Origin of the sequence: Micromonospora sp. HB375 (assembly GCF_017872985.1) — a bacterium.
Classification (GTDB): Bacteria; Actinomycetota; Actinomycetes; order Mycobacteriales; family Micromonosporaceae; genus Micromonospora; species Micromonospora chalcea.
Genome location: NZ_JAGGJO010000001.1, coordinates 1,011,029 through 1,034,061 on the forward strand (window position 1 = coordinate 1,011,029; position 23,033 = coordinate 1,034,061).

The following is a 23,033-nucleotide window of genomic DNA, read 5'->3' on the forward strand; positions in this document are numbered from 1 at the left end:
GACGGGCGCCGCCGGTCACCGGAGCGCGCTAGCGTGGATCGGGTGACCGCTCCCAACCAGGTTCCTTCGGTCCCGCCCGCCGAGCTGCCGAGCACGCTCGGCGCGTTGCGCGCGGCCGGCCACCAGTACCGCACGGTCAAGCAGGAACTCCGAGACAACCTCCTCGCCCGGATGGGCTCCGGCGAGGACCGCTTCCCCGGCATCGTGGGCTACGAGGACACGGTGCTGCCCGAGGTCGAGCGCGCGCTGCTCGCCGGGCACGACATGGTGCTGCTCGGCGAACGCGGGCAGGGCAAGACCCGCCTGATCCGCTCGCTCGGCGCGCTGCTGGACGAGTGGACCCCGGTGATTCCCGGCTCGGTGCTCAACGAGCACCCGATGCACCCGATCACCCCCGCCTCCCGGGCACTGGTCGACTCGGCCGGCGACGACCTGCCGATCGGCTGGCTGCACCGCTCGATGCGGTACGGCGAGAAGCTCGCCACGCCGGACACCAGCGTCGGCGACCTGATCGGCGACGTCGACCCGATCCGCCTCGCCCAGGGGCGCACGCTCGGCGACCCGGAGACCATCCACTTCGGGCTCGTACCGCGTACCAACCGGGGCGTCTTCGCCGTCAACGAGCTGCCCGACCTGGCCGAACGCATCCAGGTGGCGCTGCTCAACGTGCTGGAGGAGCGCGACATCCAGGTCCGCGGCTACCAGCTGCGGTTGCCGCTGGACCTGCTGCTGGTGGCCAGCGCCAACCCGGAGGACTACACCAACCGGGGCCGGATCATCACGCCGCTCAAGGACCGGTTCGGCGCGGAGATCCGTACCCACTACCCCCTCGACCTCGACCTGGAGCTCTCGCTGATCCGGCAGGAGGCCGACCTGGTCGCCGTCGTACCGGAACACGTGCTGGAGGTGCTGGCCCGGTTCGCCCGCGACGTGCGGGAGTCCCCGTCGGTGGACCCGCGCTCGGGTGTGTCCGCCCGGTTCGCCATCGCCGCCGCGGAGACGGTGGCCGCCGCCGCGTTGCGTCGTTCCGGTCTGCTGGCCGGTGCCTCTGCTGCCTCGGGTGGCGGGGCCGGGTCGGCGTCCCGGCCGGAGGCGCCGGTGGCCCGGATCGGCGACACCGTGTCGGTCACCTCCACGCTGCGCGGCAAGGTCGAGTTCGAGAGCGGCGAGGAGGGACGCGAGATCGAGGTGCTCGCGCACCTGCTGCGTACCGCCACCGCCGAGACGTTCCGCGCCCGCCTGGCCGGGCTCGACCTGTCCGGCTTCACCGCGATCGTCGCCGAGGGCGGCGCCGTGGAGACCGGGGAACTGGTCTCCTCGGCCGAGCTGCTGCGCCAGGTCGGCACCGTACCGGGGCTGGCCAAGGTGCTCGACCGGCTCGGGCTCGGCGACGCGCCCAGCCCGGAGGAGGCCGCCGCCGGCATCGAGTTCGTGCTGGAAGGGCTGCACCTGACCCGCCGGCTCGGCAAGGACGTCACCGACTCCGGGCGCACCGTCTACGGGGACCGGGACTGACAATGGCCGGCGGCAACCGCTTCCGGTACGGGCAGTGGCGCGGCGGACCCGACCCGCTCGCCCCGCCGTACGACGTGCGCGCCGCGGTGGACGCGGTCGGCTCGGACGTGCTCGCCGGCGGCAGCCTGCGCGAGTCGCTGCGTGAGCTGCTGCGGCGCGGCCCGCAGGGGCGGGGCGGCCTGGACGACCTGGCCGCCCGCGCCCGCCGCCTGCGCCGGGAGGCGCTGCGCCGCGGCGACCTGGACGGCGCTGTAACCCGGGCCCGCGCGCTGCTCGACCAGGCGCTCGCCGCCGAACGCGACGAGCTGCGCGGCCGCGACGGCGACGACGCCCGGTTCGCCGAGGCCGTGCTCGACAACCTGCCCCGCTCCACCGCCCGCGCGGTGTCGGAGCTTTCCGGGTACGACTGGGTCAGCGCCGAGGCCCGGCAGACCTACCAGCGCATCCTCGACGGGTTGCGTGGCGACGTGCTGGAGCAGCGCTTCGCCGGGCTGCGCGACGCGGCGCGGGCCGCCGCCGACCCGGCCGCCCAGCGGCAGCTCGCCGAGATGATGCGCGACCTCAACGACCTGCTCGCCCGGCACGCCCGCTCGGAGGACACCACCGACGCGTTCGCCGAGTTCATGGGGCGGCACGGGGAGTTCTTCCCGGAGCGGCCCAGGAACGTCGACGAGCTGATCGACGTGCTGGCCCGGCGGGCGGCTGCAGGTGAGCGACTGATGCGGTCGCTGTCCGACCGGCAGCGCGAGGAACTGGCCGGACTGATGCGCCAGTCGCTCGGCGACCGGCTGGCCGGTGAGCTGTCCCAGCTCGACGCGCACCTGCGGTCGCTGCGGCCGGACCTCAACTGGCAGCGCGGCGAGCGCGTACGCGGCGACCAGCCGCTCGGCTACGGCGAGGCCACCGGCGCGCTCGACGAGATCGCCGAACTCGACGAACTGCTGGACTCCCTCGACCAGGACCAGCCCGGCGCCACGCTCGACGACGTCGACGTGGAGGCGGTCGCCCGCACGCTGGGCCGTGACGCCGCCGACGACGTACGCCGGTTGCAGGAACTGGAACGCGAACTGCGCCGCCAGGGCTGGGTCACCCGCGACGCGGACGGGCTGACGCTCAGCCCGAAGGCGCTGCGCCGGCTCGCGAGCACCGCGCTGCGGCGCGTCTTCTCGGACCTGACCGCCGGCCCGCGCGGTCAGCACGACCTGCGCACCGCGGGCGCGGCCGGCGAGGTGAGCGGGGCGTCCCGCCCCTGGGAGTACGGCGACGAGCAGCCGCTGGACGTGGTGCGCACACTCACTCGCGCGGTACGCCGGGCCGGCCCCGGAGTGCCGGTGCCGCTCGCGGTCGAGGACTTCGAGGTGGTGGAGACCGAACGGCGGGCGTCGGCGGCCGTGGTGCTCTGCGTCGACCTGTCGTACTCGATGATCTCGCAGGGGCGCTGGGGCCCGATGAAACAGACCGCGCTGGCCCTGTCGCACCTGATGGCCACCCGGTTCCCGCAGGACGCGTTGCAGATCGTCGGCTTCGGCCGGGAGGCGATGCCGCTGACCCAGCAGGAACTGGCGGCGGTGGAGCCGGACATGCAGCAGGGCACGAACCTGCAGCACGCGCTGCGGCTCGCCGGCCGGCACCTGCGCCGCCACCCTGGTGCCGAGCCAGTGGTGCTCGTGGTCACCGACGGCGAGCCGACCGCACACCTGGACCCGGAGGACGGCGAGGCGTACTTCCACTGGCCGCCGCTGCCGGAGACCATCTCGGCGACGATCCGGGAGGTGGACCGGCTGACCCGGTCCGGCGCCACGCTCAACCTGTTCATGCTGGGCGACGACCCGGGGCTGCGCCGGTTCGTGGACGCGGTGGCGCGGCGCTCTGGTGGCCGGATGTTCACCCCCGACCTGGACGACCTGGGCGAGTACGTGGTGTCCGACTACCTACGAGCCCGCCACGGCCGCCGCTGACCCGCGTTCCCTCGTCCTCCCGCTCCCGTCCCCGCGTCCCCGCCTGTTCTCGTCGATCTTGGAGTTGTGGCGCCCGGGATGCCCGGCTTGACACCTTTCGCGAGGCGCCACAACTCCAAGATCCCCGACCCCAGGCCCCCTAAGTGCGCGCGATCTTGCACTTTGGTACCCCGCAAACAGGGCAAATCGGGTGCTCGGAGGGCGCAAACTGCAAGATCGCGGGGCCGGTCGCGGCCGCTTCGCTCCCGTCCAGCGCACCGTCCTGCCCGGTCGCGTCGATCATGAACTTGGCGGCACTTGGTGTCCGGTTTGTCGCCGTTAACCTCATGATCAACCCGGTGTGGGGGCCTGGTGGAGGTTTGTTGGGCCTTGGAGTTGTGGTGCCCGGGATGCCCGGCTTGACGCCCTTCGTGAGGTGCCGCAACTCCAAGATCGCGGTGATCAAGGAGTTAGTGGGCTCGTGGGTGCCGGAAAGGGCCGCAAACTCCTTGATCAACAGGGCGTGGAGCGAGGCGGCCGGGCTGGGCGCGGTGGGGTTTGGCGTGTGTGGGCGGGGTGTCGGGTTTGGGGGTGGTGGGCGGCACTTTGGTGGCGGAATCGTGGGCGGGCCGGTGGCGTTGTAACCGGGTGAACGACCGAGCAAGGCCGCGCCCCCGAGCGCGTCGGCTGTGGGAACAGACCTCAGGCCGTTGAGTACGTGCGACGGCGTGAGCCGCGGGGAATGATCTCGTCCGGCTGGTCGTTGAGCCTGGTTCCGACGACGTGAACCCCGCGCCGCCCCCCGGTGGCGTGAGGCGCCCGGGAATGATGCCGGGTCGACGGTCGTTGGACATGCTTCCGGCGCCGCGGAGAGGCCCCCAGCCCCGCGAGCAGCCGGGATCCCCTTGAGACTTTCTTGAGCGCCTGACGGTGCCCACGCACCCCCGGTCCCCCCGGGGGGTGTGTCGACCCCCGAATGGAGCCCCCATCATGAACACGATTCTGCGTAAGAGCGTTCTGGGTGTTGCTGGTCTGGCTTTCACCGGTGGCGTGTTCGCCGGCCCGGTCGCCGCCCACGCGGCCGACACCACCGCGCACGCGAAGCCGGTCACCGCCACGGTGCAGTCCGACAAGCTGATTCCGCACGGCGTGCAGGGCGACCAGTCCCGCATCGACCTCAATGACGAGCAGACCAAGAACGTGAAGGCGATCATCGCGGCGACGAAGAAGGCCGGCATGGACGAGCGTGCCGCGGTCGTGTCGATCGCTACCGCGTTGCAGGAGTCGAAGCTGGAGAACCTCGGTCACCTGGGTGACCGTAACGACCACGACTCGCAGGGCCTGTTCCAGCAGCGCCCCTCCTCCGGTTGGGGCACGGTGGAGCAGATCACCGACCCCGAGTACTCCACGACCGCGTTCCTGAAGGGTCTGAAGCAGGTCGACGGCTGGAAGGACATGCCGCTGACCAAGGCCGCCCAGACCGTCCAGGTGTCCGCGTACCCGGACCACTACGCCCAGTGGGAACAGCAGGCCGCCGACCTCGTCGCCCAGCACTGGAACAGCTAAGACGAACACGTAAGACACAGCGAAAGGCCGGCACCCCGAACCAACGGGGTGCCGGCCTTCACGCCTGTCCGGACCCGTCCGGGTGAACCGGGCGCGGTAGCCGGGGTGGGCGCGGCAGCGACGGGGGTTGGATGCGGGACATGGACGAGGTGGACGTCGCGGCACTGCGGCAGGCGTATGACGAACTGTTCGCGGAGATCGACGCGGGCGGGTTCGGGCCGCCGCCGGAGGGGCAACTCAGCGCCGAGCAGATCGTCGCGCACCTCGCCGCCAACGACGAGCTGATGAGCGAGGCGACCGAGGCGGTGCTGGCCGGTTCGCCGTTCGCCTACTACGACCTGGACACCATTCACCGGCCGCAGCTGGACGCGCTGGTGTCCGAGTGCGGCGGGCTGGACGGCCTGGCGGTGCTGTTCCGGGCCACCAGCCAGAAGCTGTGCGCGCTGGCCGACCGGCTCGGCCCGGCGGCGGAGACACCTGTGGACACGGTGCTGCGCGAGGGCTTCGACCTGGACGTGGACGAGTCGCTGCCCTGGGGCAGGGCGCTGGACCTGCACATCCGCGTGCACCTGCCGCTGCACCTGACCCAGCTCCGCGCCCTGCGCCGCCAGCCCCACCTCGCCTGACCGCGGGACCGCCCGCCGCCGATCCGCCCCGCCGCCGATCATGGAGTTGTGGCGGTGGACAACTCCGGCACGTCCGGCCTTCCAGGCGCCACAACTCCAAGATCGACGGGAGCGGGGCGCGGGGAACGCGGGGACGTCGCGGGGGACGCCGCGGGGGAAGGGTGGCGGAACGTGCGGCGGTAGGCGGTGGGGGCCACGCCGACCCGGGCGTGGAAGTGCTGGCGGAGCGCGGCTGTGGTGCCGAAACCTGCGTCCTGGGCGATGCGGTCGACGCTCAGGTCAGTGGTCTCCAGCAGCACCCGGGCGTGCTCGGTGCGCTGCTGGAGCATCCACTGCGCCGGGCTGAGCCCGGTCTCGGAGCGGAAGTGCCGGGTGAACGTGCGGACGCTCATCCGCGCGTGCGCGGCCATCTCGCGCAACGCCACCGGCTCGTGCAGGCGCTGCCGGGCCCACTCGCGGGTGGCGGCGGTGCCGTGGTCGGTGCCCCGGGGCACCGGCCGTTCGATGTACTGGGCCTGCCCGCCGTCCCGCCACGGCGGCACCACGCAGCGCCGGGCCGCCCGGTTGGCCGCCGCGCTGCCGTGGTCGGTGCGGACGACGTGCAGGCACAGGTCGATGCCGGCGGCCACCCCGGCCGAGGTGAGCACGCGCCCGTCGTCGACGAAGAGCACGTCGGGGTCGAGGCGTACGCCGGGGTGCAGGCGACGGAAGCGTGGGGCGTACGCCCAGTGGGTGGTGGCCGGGCGGCCGTCGAGCAGACCGGCGGCGGCCAGCACGAACGCGCCGGTGCAGATGGACATGACGCGCGCTCCCTGGGTGTACGCGGCGCGCAGCGCGTCGGCCACCTCGGCGGCCACCGTGCCGTCGAGCAGTGGCGCGCCGGCGTGGATGCCGGGGACGATCACGGTGTCGGCGGTGTCGAGGAGTTCCAGGCCGTGGTCGGGGAGCACCTGGAAGCCGGCGCTGCTGCGTACCGGCTGCCCGCCGGGGGTGCACGTGGCGACGAGGTACAGGGGGACGCCGCCGTCGGTGCGCGCGGCGCCGAAGACCTGGGCGGGGGTGCCGAGGTCGAGTGCCACCACCCCGTCGAGGGCGAGGACGGCGACCCGGTGCGGTACGGACATGGCCCGATTATTGCGCACGATGGCTTTCCGGCCACTCGTCGGCGAGGCCACCCCGGTCCGAGACTCGGCTGGTGAACCGATCCCGCCTGCACCCGGCCTGGCTCGTCGCCGCCGTCGCCTTCGTCGCGCTCGTCGGCGCGGCCGGTTTCCGGGCCACCCCGGGCGTGCTGCTGCACCCGCTGCACGCCGAGTTCGGCTGGCCGCTGGCGACCATCTCCGCCGCCGTCTCGGTCAACCTGCTGCTGTACGGGCTCACCGCGCCGTTCGCCGCCGCGCTGATGGACCGGTTCGGCATCCGCCGGGTGGTGGCCGGCGCGCTGGTGCTGGTGGCCGCCGGAAGTGGCCTGACCGTGGCGATGACCGAGAGCTGGCAGCTCATCCTGTGCTGGGGCGTCCTCGTCGGGCTGGGCACCGGCTCGATGGCCCTGGCGTTCGTGGCGACGGTGACCGGGCGCTGGTTCGTCAAGCGCCGGGGCCTGGTGACGGGTGTGCTCACCGCGGGTGGGGCGGCCGGGCAGCTGGTCTTCCTCCCGCTGCTGGCGGTGCTGGTGCGCGACCACGGCTGGCGCACGGCGGCACTCGTCGTGGCCGGGGCCGCGCTGGCGGTCGTACCCCTTGTGGTGTGGTTGTTGCGCGAGCACCCGGCGGATCTGGGGCGGCCCGCCTACGGCGCGACGGAGGTCGTGCCGCCGGCCCGGCCGGAGGGCGGCGCGGCGGCCCGGGCGGTCGGCGCGCTCGCCGCCGCCGCGCGGACGCGGCCGTTCTGGCTGCTCGCCGCTGGTTTCGCGATCTGCGGCGCGACCACGAACGGCCTGGTGGGTACGCACTTCGTGCCGGCCGCGCACGACCACGGCATGCCGGAGACCACAGCGGCCGGGCTGCTCGCCCTGGTCGGGCTCTTCGACATCGCCGGTTCGATCGCCTCCGGCTGGCTCACCGACCGGGTCGACGCGCGGCTGCTGCTCGGCGCCTACTACGCGTTGCGCGGGGCGTCGCTGCTGGTGCTGCCGAGCCTGTTCGCCGGGTCGGCCCGGCCGAGCATGCTGGTCTTCATCGTCTTCTACGGGCTGGACTGGGTGGCGACTGTGCCGCCCACTGTGGCGCTGTGCCGGGAGTGGTTCGGCGCGTCCGGGGCGGTGGTGTTCGGCTGGGTGTTCGCCGCGCACCAGTTCGGGGCCGCGCTCGCAGCCACCGGCGCCGGGCTGGTCCGGGATCGGCTCGGCGACTACGCGATGGCCTGGTACGTGGCGGGCGCGCTGTCGGTCGGCGCGGCCGGGCTGTCGCTGCTGCTGCGCCGCCGTCCCGCCGACGAACCGGCGTTCGCGCTCCCGGTGGTCGCGGGCCGGCGGGCCTGGAGCTACCGGGGTTGACGCCCGCGCTGCCGGTCAGCCGACCGCCCACTGCTGCTCCGGAGCGCCGCTGCACGGCGCCTGCTCCAGCTCACGGCCGGGCTCGGTGCCCGCGTCGTCGACCTGCGCGCACTTGCCGCTGTGCACCGCGACCAGCAGCGCCACGCCGTCGCCGGCCTGCTGGAACCGCCACTGCTGGTTGGCCTGCCCGTTGCAGGACCACTGCTGCACGTCCGTGCCGTCGTCGGTCTTCGCCTCGTTGACGTCCAGGCACTTGCTGCTCGCGGCGTTGACCAGCAGGTAGGTGTCGTTCGTGACCGGCGTGACCACCCACTGCTGCTCGGGCCCGCCGGTGCAGTCGGCGAGCGCTGCCTGCGCGCCCTCGGCCTCGTCGCCGGTCACGCCGAGGCAGCGCCCGGACGGCACGCCCCGGAGCACCTTCGGCGTGGCCACCGGCGCGGCCGGGGTGGTCGGCGCCGCGCTCGGCGAGGGCGACGGCGTGGGCTCCGCCGACGGTTCCGCGCTCGGCTCGCTCGCCGTCGCGGTCGGCACTGCCGCCGCCGGCACCACCGGCCGCTCGTCGCCACCGCCGAGCACGCCGGTGGCGAAGAAGGCCCCGAGGAGTACGCCGGTCACGCCGACGCCCAGCGCGATCCGCATCAGCGGGTCCTGCGGCAGCCGGAGACCACGGGCGCCACGGGCGCGGCGGGCCCCGTAGACGGTGCCGGACGGGTCGGAGTGCGGGTCGGCCATGGGAGCATGGTGACCCACCGGGGCCGCCGGGTGCCAGTCACCCCGGCGGCACGGTGACTCAGTCGACGACCCGGACGTCCTTCCAGAACGCCACCCGGTCGCGGACCATCTCCGCCTCCGGCTTCGGGTCGCTGTAGTACCAGACGGCGTCCGGGCTGGTCACGCCGCCGTGTTCGAGCGTGTAGTAGGAGGCGGTGCCCTTCCACGGGCAGACCGTGTGGGTGTCGGAGGGGCGGATCAGGTCCTCGCGCAGGGCCGTACGGGGGAAGTAGTGGTTGCCCTCGACCAGCACCGTGTCGTCGCTCTCGGCGACGACGAGGTCGTTCCAGACGGCTTTCGGCATGTCCTCCACGCTATGCCGCCGGCCCTCCACCGGCCACCGCTCAGCGCGTCGGCTCCTCGTCTGTCACGTCGGCCACAGTCGCGCCGAGCGCGGCCAGCGCGGTGTCCGCGTCGACGGCGACGGCGAGGCCGTGCTCGCCCGCGCCGAGCGTGATCTCCCGGCCGCGCAGCCGCTCGTCGGCGACCACCGGCCAGGCGGTGGTGGAGCCGAACGGCGTGATGGTGCCGCGCGCGTACCCGGTGGCGGCCTTCGCCGCCTCGGCGTCCGGCATCGACAGCCGGCTGACACCGAGCAGGGCGCGCAGCTTCGGCCAGGAGATCACCCGGCCGCCGGGGGTCAGCACGAACAGCAGGTCGCCCTCGCCGCGGCGGACCACGATCGTCTTGACCACGTCCGGCACCTCGACGCCGCGCGCCGCGGCCGCCTCGGCGAGGCTCGCCACCGGGCCGTGCCGGATGACCCGGTACGGCAGGCCGGTGTGGTCGAGAGCGGTCAGCGCGGGATTCGCCATGGCGGTCACGGTAACGCGCGCGCCGACCGTGAGTCGGCGAGGCCATCGTGGACGTCCCCCGAATTGTCGTACCCGCGCGTAAGGTGATCTCATGCACGCTGTCCGTGATCATGAACGGGCGGTGGACACGCTGCGGCGCTCCTACGCCGCGGTGCCCGCCGGGGAACCCGTACGGCTGGCCAAGCAGACCTCGAACCTCTTCCGGCCGCGCTCCGCACCGCGAACGCCGGGTCTGGACGTGAGCGGCCTGACCGGGGTGCTCGCCGTCGACCCGGCGGCCCGCACCGCCGACGTGCAGGGCATGTGCACCTACGAGGATCTGGTCGACGCGACGCTGCCGCACGGCCTGATGCCGCTTGTCGTGCCGCAGTTGCGCACGATCACGCTGGGCGGCGCGGTGACCGGGCTGGGCATCGAGTCCACCTCCTTCCGCAACGGCCTGCCGCACGAGTCGGTGCTGGAGATGGACGTGCTCACCGGCTCGGGAGAGATCGTCACGACCCGGCCCCGGGGCGAGCACGCCGAGCTGCACCGGGCCTTCCCCAACTCGCTGGGCAGCCTCGGCTACGCCACCCGGCTGCGCATCGAGCTGCAACCGGTACGCCGTCACATGGCGCTGCGCAACATCCGGTTCACCCGGCTCGAGGAACTGGTCGACGCGGTCGGCGAGGTGGTGGCCAAGGGCGCCTGGGGCGGCGAGCCGGTCGACGCCATGGACGGGGTGATGTTCAGCCCCGGCGAGGCGTACCTCGTGCTCGGCACGTTCACCGACGAGGCCGAGGACGGTCCGTCCGACTACACCGGCCAGGAGATCTACTACCGCTCGTTGCGCCGGCGCACCCGGGACACGCTCACCGCGTACGACTATCTCTGGCGCTGGGACACCGACTGGTTCTGGTGTTCGGCGGCGTTCGGGGTGCAGCACCCGGTGGTGCGGAGGCTGTGGCCGCGGCGCTACCGGCGCAGCGACGTCTACCACCGGATCGTGCGGCTGGAGCACCGGCACCAGGTGGCCGCGCGCGTCGACAGGTGGCGGGGCCGCCCGGCCCGCGAGCGGGTGGTGCAGGACGTGGAGGTCCCGCTGGACCGCACGCCCGAGTTCCTGCGCTGGTTCGCGGCGAACGTGGGCATGACGCCGGTGTGGCTGTGCCCGCTGCGGCTGCGCGAGCCCGCCGGCCCCGGGTCGGCGAAGGCGTGGCCGCTATATCCGCTCCGACCGGGCGAAACGTATGTGAACATCGGCTTCTGGGGAAGCGTGCCCATCGCGGCGGGCGCCGCCGACGGGGACGTCAACCGCCAGATCGAGCGCATGGTGTCGGAGGTGGGCGGTCACAAGTCGCTCTACTCCGACGCGTACTACGACCGGGGCGAGTTCGACCGGCTCTACGGCGGGGAGACCTGGCGCGCCGTGAAGGACCGCTACGACCCGGACCACCGACTCACCGGACTGTACGAGAAGGCGGTATCCCGAGCATGAGTCTGACCGACCGAACACCGGGGGCGGCGAGCGCCCCGGCCGGCCCGCCGGCGGGCGGCCGGCGTACCGGACCCACAGTCGCGGACGTGGTCCGCGCGGTCACCACCGGCGACCTGCCCGTCCGGGTGACCGGCTACGACGGCAGCGCGGTGGGCCCGGCCGACGCCGGCATCACCCTGGCGATCCACACCGAGCGCGGCCTGTCCTACCTGCTCACCGCGCCCGGCGACCTGGGCATGGCCCGGGCCTACGTCAGCGGCGACCTCGGGCTGGAGGGCGTGCACCCGGGCGACCCGTACGAGGCGCTGCGGGTCATCAAGGACGAGGTGCCGCTGCGGATCCCGGCGATGAGCGAGGCGCTCGCGCTGGTCCGCGGGCTGGGCTGGGAACGGCTGCGTCCGCCGCCGCCCCCGCCGCAGGAGGCGGCCCCGCGCTGGCGGCGGCTGATGACCGGGCTGCGTCACTCGCGTACCCGGGACAGCAGCGCGATCTCGCACCACTACGACGTGTCGAACGCCTTCTACGAGAAGGTGCTCGGGCCGTCCATGACGTACACCTGCGCGGTCTTCCGCAGCCCCGGCGACACCCTCGAAGAGGCGCAGCGGGCCAAGTACGACCTGGTCGCCGGCAAGCTGGCGCTCAAGCCGGGGATGCGGCTGCTGGACGTCGGCTGCGGCTGGGGCGGCATGGTCCGGCACGCGGCCCGGGAGTACGGCGTCAAGGCGCTCGGCGTCACCCTGTCCCGCGCGCAGGCCGAGTGGGCGCAGGCGGCGATCGAGCGGGAGGGGCTGAGCGAGCTGGCGGAGGTGCGCCACCTGGACTACCGGGACGCGCCGCACGAGCAGTTCGACGCGATCTCCTCGATCGGGCTGACCGAGCACATCGGCGTGCGCAACTACCCGGCCTACTTCGGCGCGCTGCGCTCCCGGCTCAAGCCCGGCGGGCGGCTGCTCAACCACTGCATCACCCGGGCCGACAACCGGGCGCCGCACCGCTCCGGCGCGTTCATCGACAGGTACGTCTTCCCGGACGGCGAGCTGGCCGGTCCGGGCCGGCTGATCAGCGAGATCCACGACGCCGGGTTCGAGGTGCACCACGAGGAGAACCTGCGCCAGCACTACGCGCTGACGCTCGCCGGCTGGTGCCGCAACCTGGTCGAGCACTGGGACTTCTGTGTCGGCGAGGTCGGGCCGGGCACCGCCAAGGTGTGGGGCCTCTACATGGCCGGCTCCCGGCTGGCGTTCGAGCGCAACGGCATCCAGCTGCACCACGTGCTCGCCACGCACAACGGCCCGGAAGGGGTGAACGGGTACCCGCTGCGTCCGGACTGGACGCCCTGACCGGTCGTACCGACGAGAGGCCGCGCGGACCGCGCGGCCTCTCGTCGAAGTCATTGACAAAGAAGTTTTGTACGTACAAACTGATTTTGCCATGAGAGACGTCCTGTACCTGGAACAGCGCGAGCAGGCCGAAGCCCTGCTCAAGCCGCAGCGCATCGAGGTGCTACGGCAACTGGCTGAACCCCGCACCTGCACCGAGGTCGCGGCCCGGCTGGAACAGACGCCGCAGCGCGTCTACTACCACGTCAAGCAGCTCGTCGCGGCCGGGCTGGCCGAGCAGGTGGCGCAGCGCCAGGTGCGCGGCATCACCGAGGGCATCTACCAGGCCGCCGCCCGGTCGTACTGGCTCTCGCCCCGCCTGGTCGGCCGCATCGGCGGCGCCCGCCGCGCCCGCGACGAGCTGAGCCTGGGCTACCTGCTCGACCTCATGGAAGAGGTCCAGGCCGACATCGCCGCGCTCGACCGCGCCGCCCCCGAACTGCCGTCCGTCGGCGTCTCCGGCGAGATCCGGGTGCCCGCCGAGCGGCGGCAGGAGTTCCTGCACGACCTGCAGACGACGCTGCAGGACCTGTTCACGCGCTACGGCGGCGCCGAGGGCGACGCCTTCAAACTCGCCGTGGCCTGCTACCCGAAAGGCGACAAGCATGAGTGAGCCGATGACCATCCGCGCCCGCCTCGCCGCACCCGTGGCCACCGTCCGCCGGGCCCTGACCGACCCCGCCGAGCTGCGCGTCTGGCTGGCCGAGCACGCCGAGGTCGAGCTGCCGCGGCGGTACGAGTTCTGGGGCCGCTACACACCCGAGGGCGACGCGCCACACCAGCGGCTGCTGCACGTCGACGACCGGACACTGCGCTTCGCGTGGACGCTCGACGGGGTGGAGACCACCACCGAGTTCGAACTGGAGCCCGACGGCGACGGCACGATACTCACGCTGCGGCAGAGCCACTTCGACTACGCGGAGGCGATGAGCGGCAGCAGCATCCGGGGCGTGCTCCAGACGTACTGGTACCTGGCGATCGCCCACCTCAACGACCACCTGGACGGCCGGCCGCTGCTGCCGCGTACCGACTTCACCTCCGCCGACCTGAGCGGCGAGGTGGTCATCGACGCCCCGATGGACAAGGTGTGGACGTCGCTCACCGACTCGGAGCAGGTCACCGCCTGGTTCGGCTACCCGATCGGCGTGGAGCCCTGGGAGGGCGGCCGGTACGCGATGGGCGGCCTCGACGCCGGTGAGGCCGCGAAGGTGTTCGACGTGACGCCGGGGCGGGCGCTGTCCATCGACTGGGGGCCCGTCGGCGTGACGTCCTGGGAACTGGCGGAGTCCGACGGCAGGACGAAGCTGACGTTCGTGCAGTCCGGCTTCGACGAGGGCAACCCGCCGTACGCGGCGTGGAGCGGGAACGTGGCCGGGTGGGCCGAGCTGCGGCGCTTCCACGAGGTGCCCAACTGGAAGCCGATCTGGCTGTAAGGAAGGGCCCCCTCTTAACGCCTCCGGTAGAGGAGGGGGCCCCTTTTAACACGGCGCCCGGGTGGGTAATGCCGGGCGATGTTCTTCATCTTCGGGCTGCGGACCAAGGTCGTCCGGTCCGGCGTCGTCACCGAGGTCTGCCGCAACTGCGGCAACCAGGCCGCCCAGGTGATCACCCGCCGGGTCACCAAGTTCAGCCTCTTCTTCGTCCCGCTGATCCCGCTGCGCACCCGGTACGCGCAGCAGTGCACGTTCTGCGGCGCCGAGTACGACATCTCCCGCGCCGAGGCCGAGCGCCTCCCGGTCGGCTGACCGTGACCCGCTTCCTCTACTGGCTGATCGGCCGGCAGCCGGCCGCTCCGGCCGCCCCGCCGGTGCACACCGCCGCCCGTCCACCCTGCACGCCCGGGCGCCGGCACCACCGCCGGCGTCGCCGGGTCGCGGGCGCGCAGTCGCCCCGCTCGCCCTGGAACCGTTCCGCCGACCGCTGACGCACGGTGTTAATAAGGGGCCCTTCCTCTACCGGAGGCGTTAACAGGGGGCCCTTCCTTACACTTCATCGGGTGGAAGATCGGCTGGCACGGATCAGGGGTGGTGGGCCGCCCCGGCGGCACAACGCCCGTACCATCGCCGCGCTGACCGGCAACCCCGGCTGCACCCGCCGCGCCGTGCTGGACAGCGCGGGCGCGGACAAGCCGGCGCTGGCCGAACGACTCGGCTTCCCGGCCCGCTTCGGTCAGTCCCGCTTCGCGATCACCCGCGGCAACGCGTTCGAGGCGCAGGTGAAGGCCGACGGCGGGAAGGAACTGCTGCGCCTGGTCGCGGAGCGGCTCGGCGTACCCGTCCCGGAGGGCGCGACCTGGACCGACCTCGGCGCCGACGACGACCGGCCGGAACGGTCCCGGGCGGCGCTCACCGCGAGCGGCGACGGCCCGGCGCTGTTCGACCACCCGCTGCTCGGCCTGGACGTGGCGGGTACCCGGGTGCACCTGGAACCGGATCTGGTCGCCGCCCGGCTGGCGGGCCGGTTCCACGTCGTGGAGATCAAGTCGTTCCCGGTGATCGACGGGCAGGCCGACCCGGGCAAGGTCGCCGCCGCCGCGATCCAGTCCGCTGTCTACGTGCTGGCGTTGCGCGAGCTGCTCGCCGCCGAGGGACACGACCCGGAGCTGGTGTCGCACGAGGTGGTGCTGGTCTGCCCGCGCGACTTCGCCAACCAGCCGGTGGCCAGCCTGCTCGACGTGCGCCGCCAGCTGCTGGTGCTGCGCCGCCAGCTGGCCCGGATGGCCCGGGTCGAGGACCTGCTCGCCGCCGTACCGGCCGGGTTCACGGTCGATCCGGCGGCCGATCCGGCGACGCTCGCCGCCGCGCTGCACGAGGTGCCGGCCCGCTACGCGCCTGATTGCCTGGCCGCGTGCGAGCTGGCGTACTTCTGCCGGCACGAGGCGCGCGGGCAGACCGGCGCGCTGGGCCGGCCGGTCCGCGAGGCGCTGGGCGGCGTCGAGGAGGTGGCCGACGTGCTGGCGCTCGCCGAGGGTTCGGCCGCGCCCGAGCCGGGGCAGGCGGAGGCCGCCGCGCTGCTGCGGGCCGCCGCGCGCCTGCGCGCCGACGCCCTCGCCGGGCAGACCGCATGAGTACGCTGCGCGCGCTCGCCCGGGCGCAGGCGGTCGCCTCCGGGCGGGCCCAGCCGGTGGCCACCGTCCGGCACCTGCACCTGTCGGAGCGGCCGTTGGTGCTGGTGCCGCTCGCGCTCGCCGGTGAGGCGAACGCCCCGCTCGCCGCGATGGTCGGCGCCGCGCCCGACGACGCCCGGCTGCTGGTGGTGCCGCAGCCGCGCAACCGGGACCAGCGGTTCGCGTTCGCCGCCGAGCTGGCCGCGATCGTGCTGCCGTACCTGGACGAGTTCCGTGACCTGACCGAGGCGGTGCCGGTGGACCGGGGCCGCGACGTCCGCCACCGGTACGTCGACGCGCCGCAACTGCTGGTGCCGAACCCGGCCGGGATCACGTTCCTGCGGCTGTTCGGGCGCTCGACCCGGTTCCGCCGTACCGACGGCGACTATCCGGTGCACCAGTCGGTGCCGCTGCTGGGTCGCTGGCTGACGTTCTTCGCCGAGCGTGCCGAGCAGCCCGGCTCGTCGGCGCTGCTGGCGTTGACCGAGGCGCTGACGCTGCACTGGGCGACCGGGCAGAGCGTGGTGGAGGACCTGCATCTGCCGGCGGTGCTGGGCTGGCTGGACCCGCCGGCCGGGCTGACCGGGGCCGAGGCGGCGGCCCGCGCCGAGGACCCGGCACACTGCCCGCCGGCCGGGCCGGCCACCGACCCGGACTTCGACAACCGTCGGCTCGCCCCGGCGATCGAGGCGTACACCCGGGCCGGGGACGACCCGGCGGCCCGCGCGGCCGCGTACGACGAGCTCGCCGGCCTGCTGCGCGACCAGCTCGCGCCCACCTGGGAGCTGATGTGGCGCGGCGTCGGCCTGCTGCGGACGCTGCCGGCCGGTGCTCGGGTGGCCGGCCGGTGGGCCGGTGACCGGGACGCGTTCACCGCGCACGCCGAGCACGTCGACGCCGGGGGCGGCCCGCAGCCGCGGCGCGACGGCGCGGTGGCGGCGGCGCTGCGGTTGCAGCGGCTGGAACGGGCGTCGACCGCGTGGGCGGTGCAGCGCGCCTACGACGATCCGCTGGTGATGGCCGAGCACCGGCTGTCCGGGGAGGCGTTCGTCGGCGAGGTGACGCTCGCCGACCCGGCGCGGGTGGACGACTCCGGCAAACGGCCGGTGCTGCGCCCGCGCATCCAGGTGGTCACCACCGAGCCGGTGCCGATGCCGGTGGGCGCGAGGCTGTACTCGCCGCAGCGCCCGGCGCAGAAGGCGACTGTGGTGTTCGTGACGCCCGGCGCGGACGGCAAGACCGAGGTGGTGCTGGAGCTGTCCGGCGGGATGGGCCGGGGGCTGACCGCGCCGCCCGGCAGCGTTCCGGAGGTGGGCGAGCGGATCTGCCTGACCAGCCTCTCCGACGGTTTCCTGCCGGGTGGCGCGTTCCCCGCGCCGGAGGAGACGCCGTGGACGCACGGCGGCCCGCCCGGCACGGCCGCCGCAACGCCGGACCCGGCCCCGGCGGAGGACTGGTCCTGACCGTCACGGTCCGCTGACCGACAGCCGTCGACTCTGGCGGCGGCCCCCGGCGCTGACTAGGCTTGCGCCGTCCGTCGTCCTGCCCTCGGCGTCGAGGGTGCACGTCTGGAAGAGAGCCGGAGCGCATCGTTGTACCCCAGCTCGACGTGAGCCTCGCCGCCGCTGCGCCGGCCCGTCATCCGCTCGCCGGCCGTGTCGGACTTGTCGCGGCCGCCGTCGTCGTACTCGGGGAGACGGCCTGGCTGGTCGCCCGGCTGCCCGGCGCGGCGCTGGTCAGCGACCTCGGCGCGGTGGCGGTGTCGAGCCTCGCGGCGGTGCTCTGCGTCGGCGCGGCGCGGCGCCACCCGGTCGCGCTACGCCGGTTCTGGGAGCTGCTCGCGGTCACCATGGTCCTCGCCGCGCTCGGCCGTACGGTGTGGACGGTCGAACGTCTCGGCGGGCTCGGGCTGCCGCACACGCCGCTGGTCGCCGGACTGTTCGCCGGCGGCATCGTCACCGGCACCGCCGCCCTGCTCAGTTTCCGCGCCGGCCCGCGCAGCCTGATCGGCCGGGCACGCACCCTGCTCGACGGGGTCATCGTCGGGCTGGCCCTCCTCCCGATCGGCTGGGTGGTGGTGTTCCAGGAGATCACCGAGGCCGGCCTGGCCGATCCGATGCGTACGTTCGGCCTGCTCTACCCGATGTTCGACCTGATGCAGCTCACCATCCTGGTGGCGGTCGCCGGTCCGGGCCGGCCGATGTGGCGGGCGCTCACCGTGATCGGGGCGGGCCTGGCGATCCGGGCCGGCGCGGACGCCGTCTACGTCTCCCTGGTCGCGCACGGCAACTACACGCCCGGTCACCCGGTCGACATCTGCTGGCCGCTGAGCTACCTGCTGGTCGGCCTGGCCACCCGCTATCCGCCGCCGGTCGACGAGGACGGCGACGACGACGTAGTCGAGTCACCGCTGCCGCCGTGGTGGCGGGTGGCGCTGCCGTACCTGCCGGTGGGCGGCGCGATCGTCGCGGTCATGCTGTCGCGGCGGCCCAGCGGGCAGACCCCGCACGTGGTCTTCGTCGGCATGATGGCCCTGCTCGGCGTACTGGCGCTGCGTCAGGGGCTGGCCGCGAACGAGAACCTGCGGCTGGTCGGCCGGCTGCGCCGGCTCGCGTACTCCGACCAGCTCACCGGCCTGCCGAACCGGCTGACGTTCGTCCGGCGGCTGCGGCGGGCGTTGCGCACCGGCGGGCCGGTCGCCGTGGTGCTGCTCGACCTGGACGGCTTCAAGCAGGTGAACGACAGGTTCGGGCACGCCGCCGGGGACCGGCTGCTCACCGCCACGGCGGAGCGCATGCGGGACGCGGTCGGCCCGGACGGGATGATCGCGCGGCTGGGCGGCGACGAGTTCGCGGTGCTGGTCGCCGGGGACCGCGCGGTACCGCCCGAGCGGCTCGCGATCCGGCTGCTGGCCGCGCTGGAGCCGCTGCCCGGCGAGGAGGACCTGGGAGTGCACCCGTCGGCGAGCATCGGTATCGCCGAGTACGGGCCCCAGCACGCCTCGCACACCGACCTGCTCCGCGACGCCGACATCGCCATGTACGCGGCGAAGGCGGCCGGCAAGGCCGCGTACCGCACGTGCACGCCGCAACTGCGCGAGTCGGCGGTCAGCCGCGCCGAGCTGATCGCCGACCTGCGCCGGGCGGTGGACGAGGGCCAGTTGCTGATGGAGTTCCAGCCGATCGTCGACCTCGACACCGGCGCGGTACGCAGCGCCGAGGCGCTGGTGCGCTGGCGGCATCCCCGCCTCGGCGTGCTCACCCCGGCCCGGTTCCTGCCGCTGGCGGAGGAGACCGGGCTGATCGTGGCGATCGACAGGTGGGTCATCCACGAGGCGTGCCGGGCCGCCGCGACCTGGCGCGCGCACGCGCCGGAGGTGACGGTCGCGGTCAACATCGCCGCCGCCCACCTGTGCCGGCCCGACCTGATCGCCACCGTCACCGGCGCGGTCGCCGCGGCCGGCCTGCCGCCCCGCGCGCTCACCCTGGAACTCACCGAGTCCGCGCTGATCGAGGGCAGCGAGGCGGTGCTGGACCGGCTGTCCCAGCTGCGTGACCTCGGCATCCGCATCGCCATCGACGACTTCGGCACCGGGTACTCCTCGCTGAGCTATCTGCACCGCATCCCGGCCACCGAGCTGAAGATCGACAGGTCGTTCGTGTCCCGGCTGGACGCCGGGGACAGCCGCGCGTACGCCACAGTCGAGATGGTGAACCGGCTGGCCGGCGCGTTCGACCTGGCCGTGGTGGCCGAGGGGGTGGAGACGGTCGCGCAGCACGCGGCGGTCACTGCGATCGGCTGCCGGCAGGGCCAGGGCTGGCGGTACGGCCGCCCGGCCGCCCTGACCGATCTGCTTCCCGCGTTGTCCGGGGCGGGCGCGGACCGCTGACCGGCCCGGGTCCACGGGGGCCGAAGGTCCCGGACGGGACAGGGGGTTCGACCCTGCTCACGGGCGGTCCGGCACCGCCATGATGGTTCTCGTCAACAAGACGAACACACCCTCCACACGGGAGCTTGATATGAAGCGACGGACTCTCGACCTGCTGTTCAGCATCGGTGGGCTGGGCCTGGCGGTCCTGCTGCTCGTCGTCGGCGTCGTCCTGACGACGAACGCCAACTTCGCCAACGACTACGTACGCAGCCAGCTCGGCGAGCAGAACATCACCTTCACCCCGGCGGACAAGCTCTCCGACGAGGAGAAGAAGTCGGACTGCCTGCGCGAGTACGCCGGCCAGAAGATGACCACCGGCAAGCAGGCGGAGTGCTACGCCAACGAGTACATCGGCCTGCACCTGAAGAACATGGCCGGCGGCAAGACCTACGCCGACCTGGGCGAGCCGCAGAGCGCGCTTCGTGAGCAGGTGGCCCAGGCCGAGCAGAGCAACGCCGCGAACCTGGCCGACCTGCAGAAGCAGCTCGCCGAGGTGACCGCCCAGCGGGAGACCGTGTTCAAGGGCGAGACGCTGCGCGGCCTGCTGCTCACCTCGTACGGCTTCAGCGAGTTCGGCCGCAAGGCCGAGCAGGGCGCCCTGGCCGTGTACCTCGGCGCGGGCCTGCTCCTGCTGCTCTCCGCCGCCGGCCTGGTGCACGCCTTCCGCACCCCGCCGACCGCGACCTTCGCCGCCCCGGAGAAGGAGAAGGTCACCAACTGACCGCACCGACGACGCCCCCGGCCGATCCTGGTCGGGGGCGTCGTCGTGTTTTCCGGCTTGACCCTCACGCAGCGGAAGGCGGCAGCCTTGGTCGCGGAAGGGAGGGAACCATGGCGTACACGGTGGGGCAGGTGGCGCGGGCGGCCCGGGTGACGGTCCGGACGCTGCACCACTACGACGAGATCGGGCTGCTGCGGCCCAGCGGGCGCACGTCGGCGGGCTACCGCCGCTACGACGAGGCGGACCTGGACCGGTTGCAGCTCATCCGCTACTACCGGGAGCTGGGGTTCCCGCTGGAGGAGATCGCCGAGATCCTGGACGATCCGGACGCCGACCCGGTGGCGCACCTGCGCCGGCAGCACGAGCTGCTGTCCGGGCGGATCGGGAAGCTCCAGGAGATGGTCGCGGCGATCGAACACGCGATGGAGGCGAGGACGTTGGGGATCCAGTTGACGCCGGAGGAGCGGTTCGAGGTGTTCGGGGACTTCGACCCGGACGAGCACGCCGAGGAGGCCGAGCAGCGCTGGGGTGGCACCGAGGCGTACCGGCAGTCGCAGGAGCGCGCGGGCCGCTACTCGAAGGAGGACTGGCTGCGCAACAAGGCGGAGAACGAGGAGTGGGGGCGGCGGTTCGCCGCGCTGATGGACTCGGGCGCGCCGGCTGACGGCCCGGAGGCGATGGCGCTGGCCGAGGAGCACCGGCAGCTCATCACCAAGTGGTGGTACGACTGCTCGTACGAGATCCACACCGGTCTGGCCGACATGTACGTGGCGGACCCGCGGTTCACCGCGTACTTCGAGGCGCTGCGGCCGGGGATGGCCGCGTACCTGAACGAGGCGATCCACGCCAACGCGATCACCCGGTCCTGACCGGGTGCGGGTGGCAGGATGGCCGGCATGCTCATCGTCGCCGGCACCCTCTACGTCGATCCGGCCCGGCGGGACGCCTACCTGGCGTCCTGCGAGGCTGCCGTCCGCGCGGCCCGGGACGCGCCCGGCTGCGTGGACTTCGCGGTCAGCGCGGACCTGGTCGAGCCGGGCCGGATCAACGTCTACGAGCGGTGGGAGTCCGACGAGCAGTTGCTGGCGTTCCGGGGCTCCGGCCCGGAGGCCGAGCAGGTGACGGAGATCCTCGGCGCCGAGGTGCACAAGTTCCGCATCTCCGGCGTCGAGGCTCCCTGACCCGCTAGATGAAGACGTCGAGCAGCAGGACGCCGAGGAAACCGACCACCGAGATGATGGTCTCCATCACCGACCAGCTCTTGATGGTCTGCCCGACGGTCAACCCGAAGTACTCCTTCACCAGCCAGAAGCCGGCGTCGTTGACGTGGGAGAAGAACAGCGACCCACAGCCGATGGCCAGCGCCAGCAGCGCCACCTCGGGGGCGGCGAGCGTGTCGGCCAGCGGCGCGACGATGCCGGCGGCGGTGATGGTGGCGACGGTGGCCGAGCCGGTGGCGACCCGGATGCCGACAGCTACCAGCCAGCCGAGCAGCAGCGGGGAGAGGTTCGCGCCGTCGGCGGCGTTCGCCACCAGGTCGCCCACGCCGGCGTCGACGAGCACCTGCTTGAAGCCGCCACCGGCGGCGACGATCAGCAGGATGCCGGCGATCGGCGGCAGCGAGCCGCCGAGGAAACCGGAGACCTGGGTACGGCTGAAGCCGGACCGGTAGCCCAGGAAGATCATGGCGAAGATGACGCCGGCCAGCAGGGCGATGATCGGGGTGCCGACGATGTCCAGCGCCTTGCGGCCGGTGGTGTCCTCGCCGAGCGTCAGCTCGCCGATCGCCCGCAGCAGCATCAGCACCACCGGCAGCAGCACGGTGACCACCGCCGCCCACAGCGCCGGGGCGCGGCGCGAGCGCCGTCCGGCCGGCTCGTCGATCGCGCCGCCGGGCCGCCCGGTGCCCGGGTTGACCAGGTCGTCCTCGGTGACCAGGTCGCCGTCGGCGTCGAGCCGTCCGTCACCGGGACGGGTCGGGCTGCGGTCGTCGGCGTCACGCCGGGTCGGCAGCAGCTCGGCCGGGGCGGTGGCCGGCACGTACCGGGCGATGAAGTTACCGAAGACCGGCCCGGCGATGATCACCGTGGGGATCGCCACCAGCAGGCCCAGGGCGAGCGTCTGACCGAGGTTCGCGCCGAGCGCGTCGATCGCCACCAGCGGGCCCGGGTGCGGCGGCACCAGGCCGTGCAGCACCGACAGGCCGGCCAGCGCGGGAATGCCGATCTTGATCAGCGGCACGTTCACCCGCAGCGAGACGAGCAGCACGATCGGCACCAGCAGCACCACGCCGACCTCGAAGAACAGCGGCAGGCCGATGAGCGCGGCCACGCCGGCCATCGCCCAGGGCAGCGCGGTCCCGGAGACCCGGCCGACCACCCGTTCCACGATGCCGTCCGCGCCGCCGGACTCGGCCAGCAGGCCGCCGATCATCGCGCCGAGCGCGATCAGCAGGCCCACGCCGCCGACCGTGGAGCCGACGCCGCCGCTGAACGACGTGACGATCTTGTCGACGGGTACGGCGGCGACCACCCCGAGCACCGCGGCGCCGAGGATCAGCGCCAGGAACGGGTGCACCTTGCCCCACGCGATGAGCAGCACGACAGCGGCGATGCCGAGCAGGGCGGCGAGGACGAGCTGGGTGTCACCGGCGTTCGTGAGCGGTTCCGCTGGTGCGGCGAGCAGTGTGACCACG

General features: G+C 73.3%; 22 protein-coding genes. 17 read left to right on the plus strand and 5 right to left on the minus strand.

Annotated features, from left to right (window positions below; all coding sequences use genetic code 11):
* The first annotated feature begins 33 nt into the window (after positions 1-33).
* The 4 genes from J3R08_RS04910 (at position 34) to J3R08_RS04925 (ending at position 5,644) form a co-directional block, all read left to right on the plus strand.
* Positions 34-1,515 carry a magnesium chelatase gene (locus J3R08_RS04910; RefSeq protein ID WP_209960168.1) on the plus strand — a complete coding sequence of 494 codons (1,482 nt, stop codon included), beginning with the start codon at positions 34-36 and terminating at the stop codon, positions 1,513-1,515.
* Between the two features lie 2 nt (positions 1,516-1,517).
* Positions 1,518-3,473, plus strand: coding sequence for a VWA domain-containing protein (locus tag J3R08_RS04915; RefSeq protein WP_209960170.1), 1,956 nt, complete (start codon positions 1,518-1,520; stop codon positions 3,471-3,473).
* A gap of 969 nt (positions 3,474-4,442) precedes the next feature.
* Positions 4,443-5,018 carry a hypothetical protein gene (locus tag J3R08_RS04920; protein WP_209960172.1) on the plus strand — a complete coding sequence of 192 codons (576 nt, stop codon included), beginning with the start codon at positions 4,443-4,445 and terminating at the stop codon, positions 5,016-5,018.
* A gap of 149 nt (positions 5,019-5,167) precedes the next feature.
* Positions 5,168-5,644: a hypothetical protein gene (locus tag J3R08_RS04925; protein ID WP_064447233.1), complete on the plus strand. Its 477-nt coding sequence runs from the start codon at positions 5,168-5,170 to the stop codon at positions 5,642-5,644.
* 38 nt (positions 5,645-5,682) lie between these two features.
* On the opposite strand, the gene J3R08_RS04930 is transcribed toward J3R08_RS04925, so the two are convergent.
* Positions 5,683-6,768 (minus strand): GlxA family transcriptional regulator, encoded by a 1,086-nt coding sequence (locus J3R08_RS04930; protein ID WP_209960174.1) that lies wholly within the window; start codon positions 6,766-6,768, stop codon positions 5,683-5,685.
* Between the two features lie 71 nt (positions 6,769-6,839).
* On the opposite strand from J3R08_RS04930, the gene J3R08_RS04935 reads away from it, so the two are divergent.
* Complete coding sequence (locus J3R08_RS04935) at positions 6,840-8,138, plus strand: MFS transporter (RefSeq protein ID WP_064446869.1); 1,299 nt, start codon at positions 6,840-6,842, stop codon at positions 8,136-8,138.
* Positions 8,139-8,153: 15 nt separating this feature from the next.
* Here the strand turns inward: J3R08_RS04935 and J3R08_RS04940 are convergent, their stop codons facing one another.
* Genes J3R08_RS04940 through J3R08_RS04950 form a run of 3 tightly spaced genes read right to left on the minus strand, consistent with a single transcriptional unit; the run spans position 8,154 to position 9,724 of the window.
* Positions 8,154-8,870 carry an RICIN domain-containing protein gene (locus J3R08_RS04940; protein WP_113971947.1) on the minus strand — a complete coding sequence of 239 codons (717 nt, stop codon included), beginning with the start codon at positions 8,868-8,870 and terminating at the stop codon, positions 8,154-8,156.
* Positions 8,871-8,928: 58 nt separating this feature from the next.
* A complete protein-coding gene (locus tag J3R08_RS04945) occupies positions 8,929-9,213 on the minus strand; it encodes a DUF427 domain-containing protein (RefSeq protein ID WP_043330617.1) in 285 nt (94 codons plus the stop codon).
* A gap of 40 nt (positions 9,214-9,253) precedes the next feature.
* A complete protein-coding gene (locus J3R08_RS04950; RefSeq protein WP_069087588.1) occupies positions 9,254-9,724 on the minus strand; it encodes an aminoacyl-tRNA deacylase in 471 nt (156 codons plus the stop codon).
* A 91-nt stretch (positions 9,725-9,815) separates the two neighbouring features.
* On the opposite strand from J3R08_RS04950, the gene J3R08_RS04955 reads away from it, so the two are divergent.
* The 12 genes from J3R08_RS04955 to J3R08_RS05010 all read left to right on the plus strand — a co-directional run bounded on the left by J3R08_RS04955 (position 9,816) and on the right by J3R08_RS05010 (position 21,519).
* Positions 9,816-11,201 (plus strand): FAD-binding oxidoreductase, encoded by a 1,386-nt coding sequence (locus tag J3R08_RS04955; RefSeq protein WP_064446871.1) that lies wholly within the window; start codon positions 9,816-9,818, stop codon positions 11,199-11,201.
* Complete coding sequence (locus J3R08_RS04960; RefSeq protein ID WP_209960176.1) at positions 11,198-12,541, plus strand: class I SAM-dependent methyltransferase; 1,344 nt, start codon at positions 11,198-11,200, stop codon at positions 12,539-12,541. The genes J3R08_RS04955 and J3R08_RS04960 overlap by 4 nt, the downstream gene beginning before the upstream one ends.
* A 91-nt stretch (positions 12,542-12,632) precedes the next feature.
* The gene (locus J3R08_RS04965) at positions 12,633-13,193 is read left to right on the plus strand and encodes a helix-turn-helix domain-containing protein (RefSeq protein ID WP_187693773.1); all 561 of its coding nucleotides are present in this window, start codon (positions 12,633-12,635) and stop codon (positions 13,191-13,193) included.
* Entirely contained in the window at positions 13,186-14,013 is an 828-nt protein-coding gene (locus J3R08_RS04970; RefSeq protein WP_187693774.1) for an SRPBCC domain-containing protein, read from the plus strand. The genes J3R08_RS04965 and J3R08_RS04970 overlap by 8 nt, the downstream gene beginning before the upstream one ends.
* Before the next feature lie 78 nt (positions 14,014-14,091).
* Positions 14,092-14,325, plus strand: coding sequence for a zinc-ribbon domain-containing protein (locus J3R08_RS04975; RefSeq protein ID WP_043326332.1), 234 nt, complete (start codon positions 14,092-14,094; stop codon positions 14,323-14,325).
* A 2-nt stretch (positions 14,326-14,327) separates the two neighbouring features.
* Positions 14,328-14,504 carry a hypothetical protein gene (locus J3R08_RS04980; RefSeq protein WP_157539057.1) on the plus strand — a complete coding sequence of 59 codons (177 nt, stop codon included), beginning with the start codon at positions 14,328-14,330 and terminating at the stop codon, positions 14,502-14,504.
* A 72-nt stretch (positions 14,505-14,576) separates the two neighbouring features.
* Entirely contained in the window at positions 14,577-15,647 is a 1,071-nt protein-coding gene (locus J3R08_RS04985) for a hypothetical protein (protein WP_043326330.1), read from the plus strand.
* Positions 15,644-17,149: a hypothetical protein gene (locus J3R08_RS04990; protein WP_043326328.1), complete on the plus strand. Its 1,506-nt coding sequence runs from the start codon at positions 15,644-15,646 to the stop codon at positions 17,147-17,149. Before J3R08_RS04985 ends, J3R08_RS04990 begins: the two co-directional genes overlap by 4 nt.
* Positions 17,150-17,295: 146 nt before the next feature.
* The gene (locus tag J3R08_RS04995) at positions 17,296-19,575 is read left to right on the plus strand and encodes a bifunctional diguanylate cyclase/phosphodiesterase (RefSeq protein WP_181373807.1); all 2,280 of its coding nucleotides are present in this window, start codon (positions 17,296-17,298) and stop codon (positions 19,573-19,575) included.
* Positions 19,576-19,705: 130 nt separating this feature from the next.
* A complete protein-coding gene (locus tag J3R08_RS05000) occupies positions 19,706-20,338 on the plus strand; it encodes a hypothetical protein (protein ID WP_043326326.1) in 633 nt (210 codons plus the stop codon).
* Positions 20,339-20,448: 110 nt separating this feature from the next.
* Entirely contained in the window at positions 20,449-21,207 is a 759-nt protein-coding gene (locus tag J3R08_RS05005) for a MerR family transcriptional regulator (RefSeq protein WP_069087564.1), read from the plus strand.
* A 27-nt stretch (positions 21,208-21,234) separates the two neighbouring features.
* Complete coding sequence (locus tag J3R08_RS05010) at positions 21,235-21,519, plus strand: putative quinol monooxygenase (RefSeq protein ID WP_013474158.1); 285 nt, start codon at positions 21,235-21,237, stop codon at positions 21,517-21,519.
* Between the two features lie 4 nt (positions 21,520-21,523).
* Here the strand turns inward: J3R08_RS05010 and J3R08_RS05015 are convergent, their stop codons facing one another.
* Positions 21,524-23,032 carry an SLC13 family permease gene (locus J3R08_RS05015; protein WP_043326323.1) on the minus strand — a complete coding sequence of 503 codons (1,509 nt, stop codon included), beginning with the start codon at positions 23,030-23,032 and terminating at the stop codon, positions 21,524-21,526.
* Between the last annotated feature and the right edge of the window lies 1 nt (position 23,033).

What these genes read in the sequence shown, in the direction of transcription:
- J3R08_RS05005 (WP_069087564.1), top strand. Translation starts at nt 20,449, where the DNA reads ATGGCGTACACGGTGGGGCAGGTGGCGCGGGCGGCCCGGGTGACGGTC.
- J3R08_RS04990 (WP_043326328.1), top strand. Translation starts at nt 15,644, where the DNA reads ATGAGTACGCTGCGCGCGCTCGCCCGGGCGCAGGCGGTCGCCTCCGGG.
- J3R08_RS04965 (WP_187693773.1), top strand. Translation starts at nt 12,633, where the DNA reads ATGAGAGACGTCCTGTACCTGGAACAGCGCGAGCAGGCCGAAGCCCTG.
- J3R08_RS04975 (WP_043326332.1), top strand. Translation starts at nt 14,092, where the DNA reads ATGTTCTTCATCTTCGGGCTGCGGACCAAGGTCGTCCGGTCCGGCGTC.
- J3R08_RS05010 (WP_013474158.1), top strand. Translation starts at nt 21,235, where the DNA reads ATGCTCATCGTCGCCGGCACCCTCTACGTCGATCCGGCCCGGCGGGAC.
- J3R08_RS04970 (WP_187693774.1), top strand. Translation starts at nt 13,186, where the DNA reads ATGAGTGAGCCGATGACCATCCGCGCCCGCCTCGCCGCACCCGTGGCC.
- J3R08_RS04930 (WP_209960174.1), bottom strand. Translation starts at nt 6,768, where the DNA reads ATGTCCGTACCGCACCGGGTCGCCGTCCTCGCCCTCGACGGGGTGGTG.
- J3R08_RS04950 (WP_069087588.1), bottom strand. Translation starts at nt 9,724, where the DNA reads ATGGCGAATCCCGCGCTGACCGCTCTCGACCACACCGGCCTGCCGTAC.
- J3R08_RS04940 (WP_113971947.1), bottom strand. Translation starts at nt 8,870, where the DNA reads ATGGCCGACCCGCACTCCGACCCGTCCGGCACCGTCTACGGGGCCCGC.
- J3R08_RS04960 (WP_209960176.1), top strand. Translation starts at nt 11,198, where the DNA reads ATGAGTCTGACCGACCGAACACCGGGGGCGGCGAGCGCCCCGGCCGGC.
- J3R08_RS04915 (WP_209960170.1), top strand. Translation starts at nt 1,518, where the DNA reads ATGGCCGGCGGCAACCGCTTCCGGTACGGGCAGTGGCGCGGCGGACCC.
- J3R08_RS04955 (WP_064446871.1), top strand. Translation starts at nt 9,816, where the DNA reads ATGCACGCTGTCCGTGATCATGAACGGGCGGTGGACACGCTGCGGCGC.
- J3R08_RS04920 (WP_209960172.1), top strand. Translation starts at nt 4,443, where the DNA reads ATGAACACGATTCTGCGTAAGAGCGTTCTGGGTGTTGCTGGTCTGGCT.
- J3R08_RS04945 (WP_043330617.1), bottom strand. Translation starts at nt 9,213, where the DNA reads ATGCCGAAAGCCGTCTGGAACGACCTCGTCGTCGCCGAGAGCGACGAC.
- J3R08_RS05000 (WP_043326326.1), top strand. Translation starts at nt 19,706, where the DNA reads ATGAAGCGACGGACTCTCGACCTGCTGTTCAGCATCGGTGGGCTGGGC.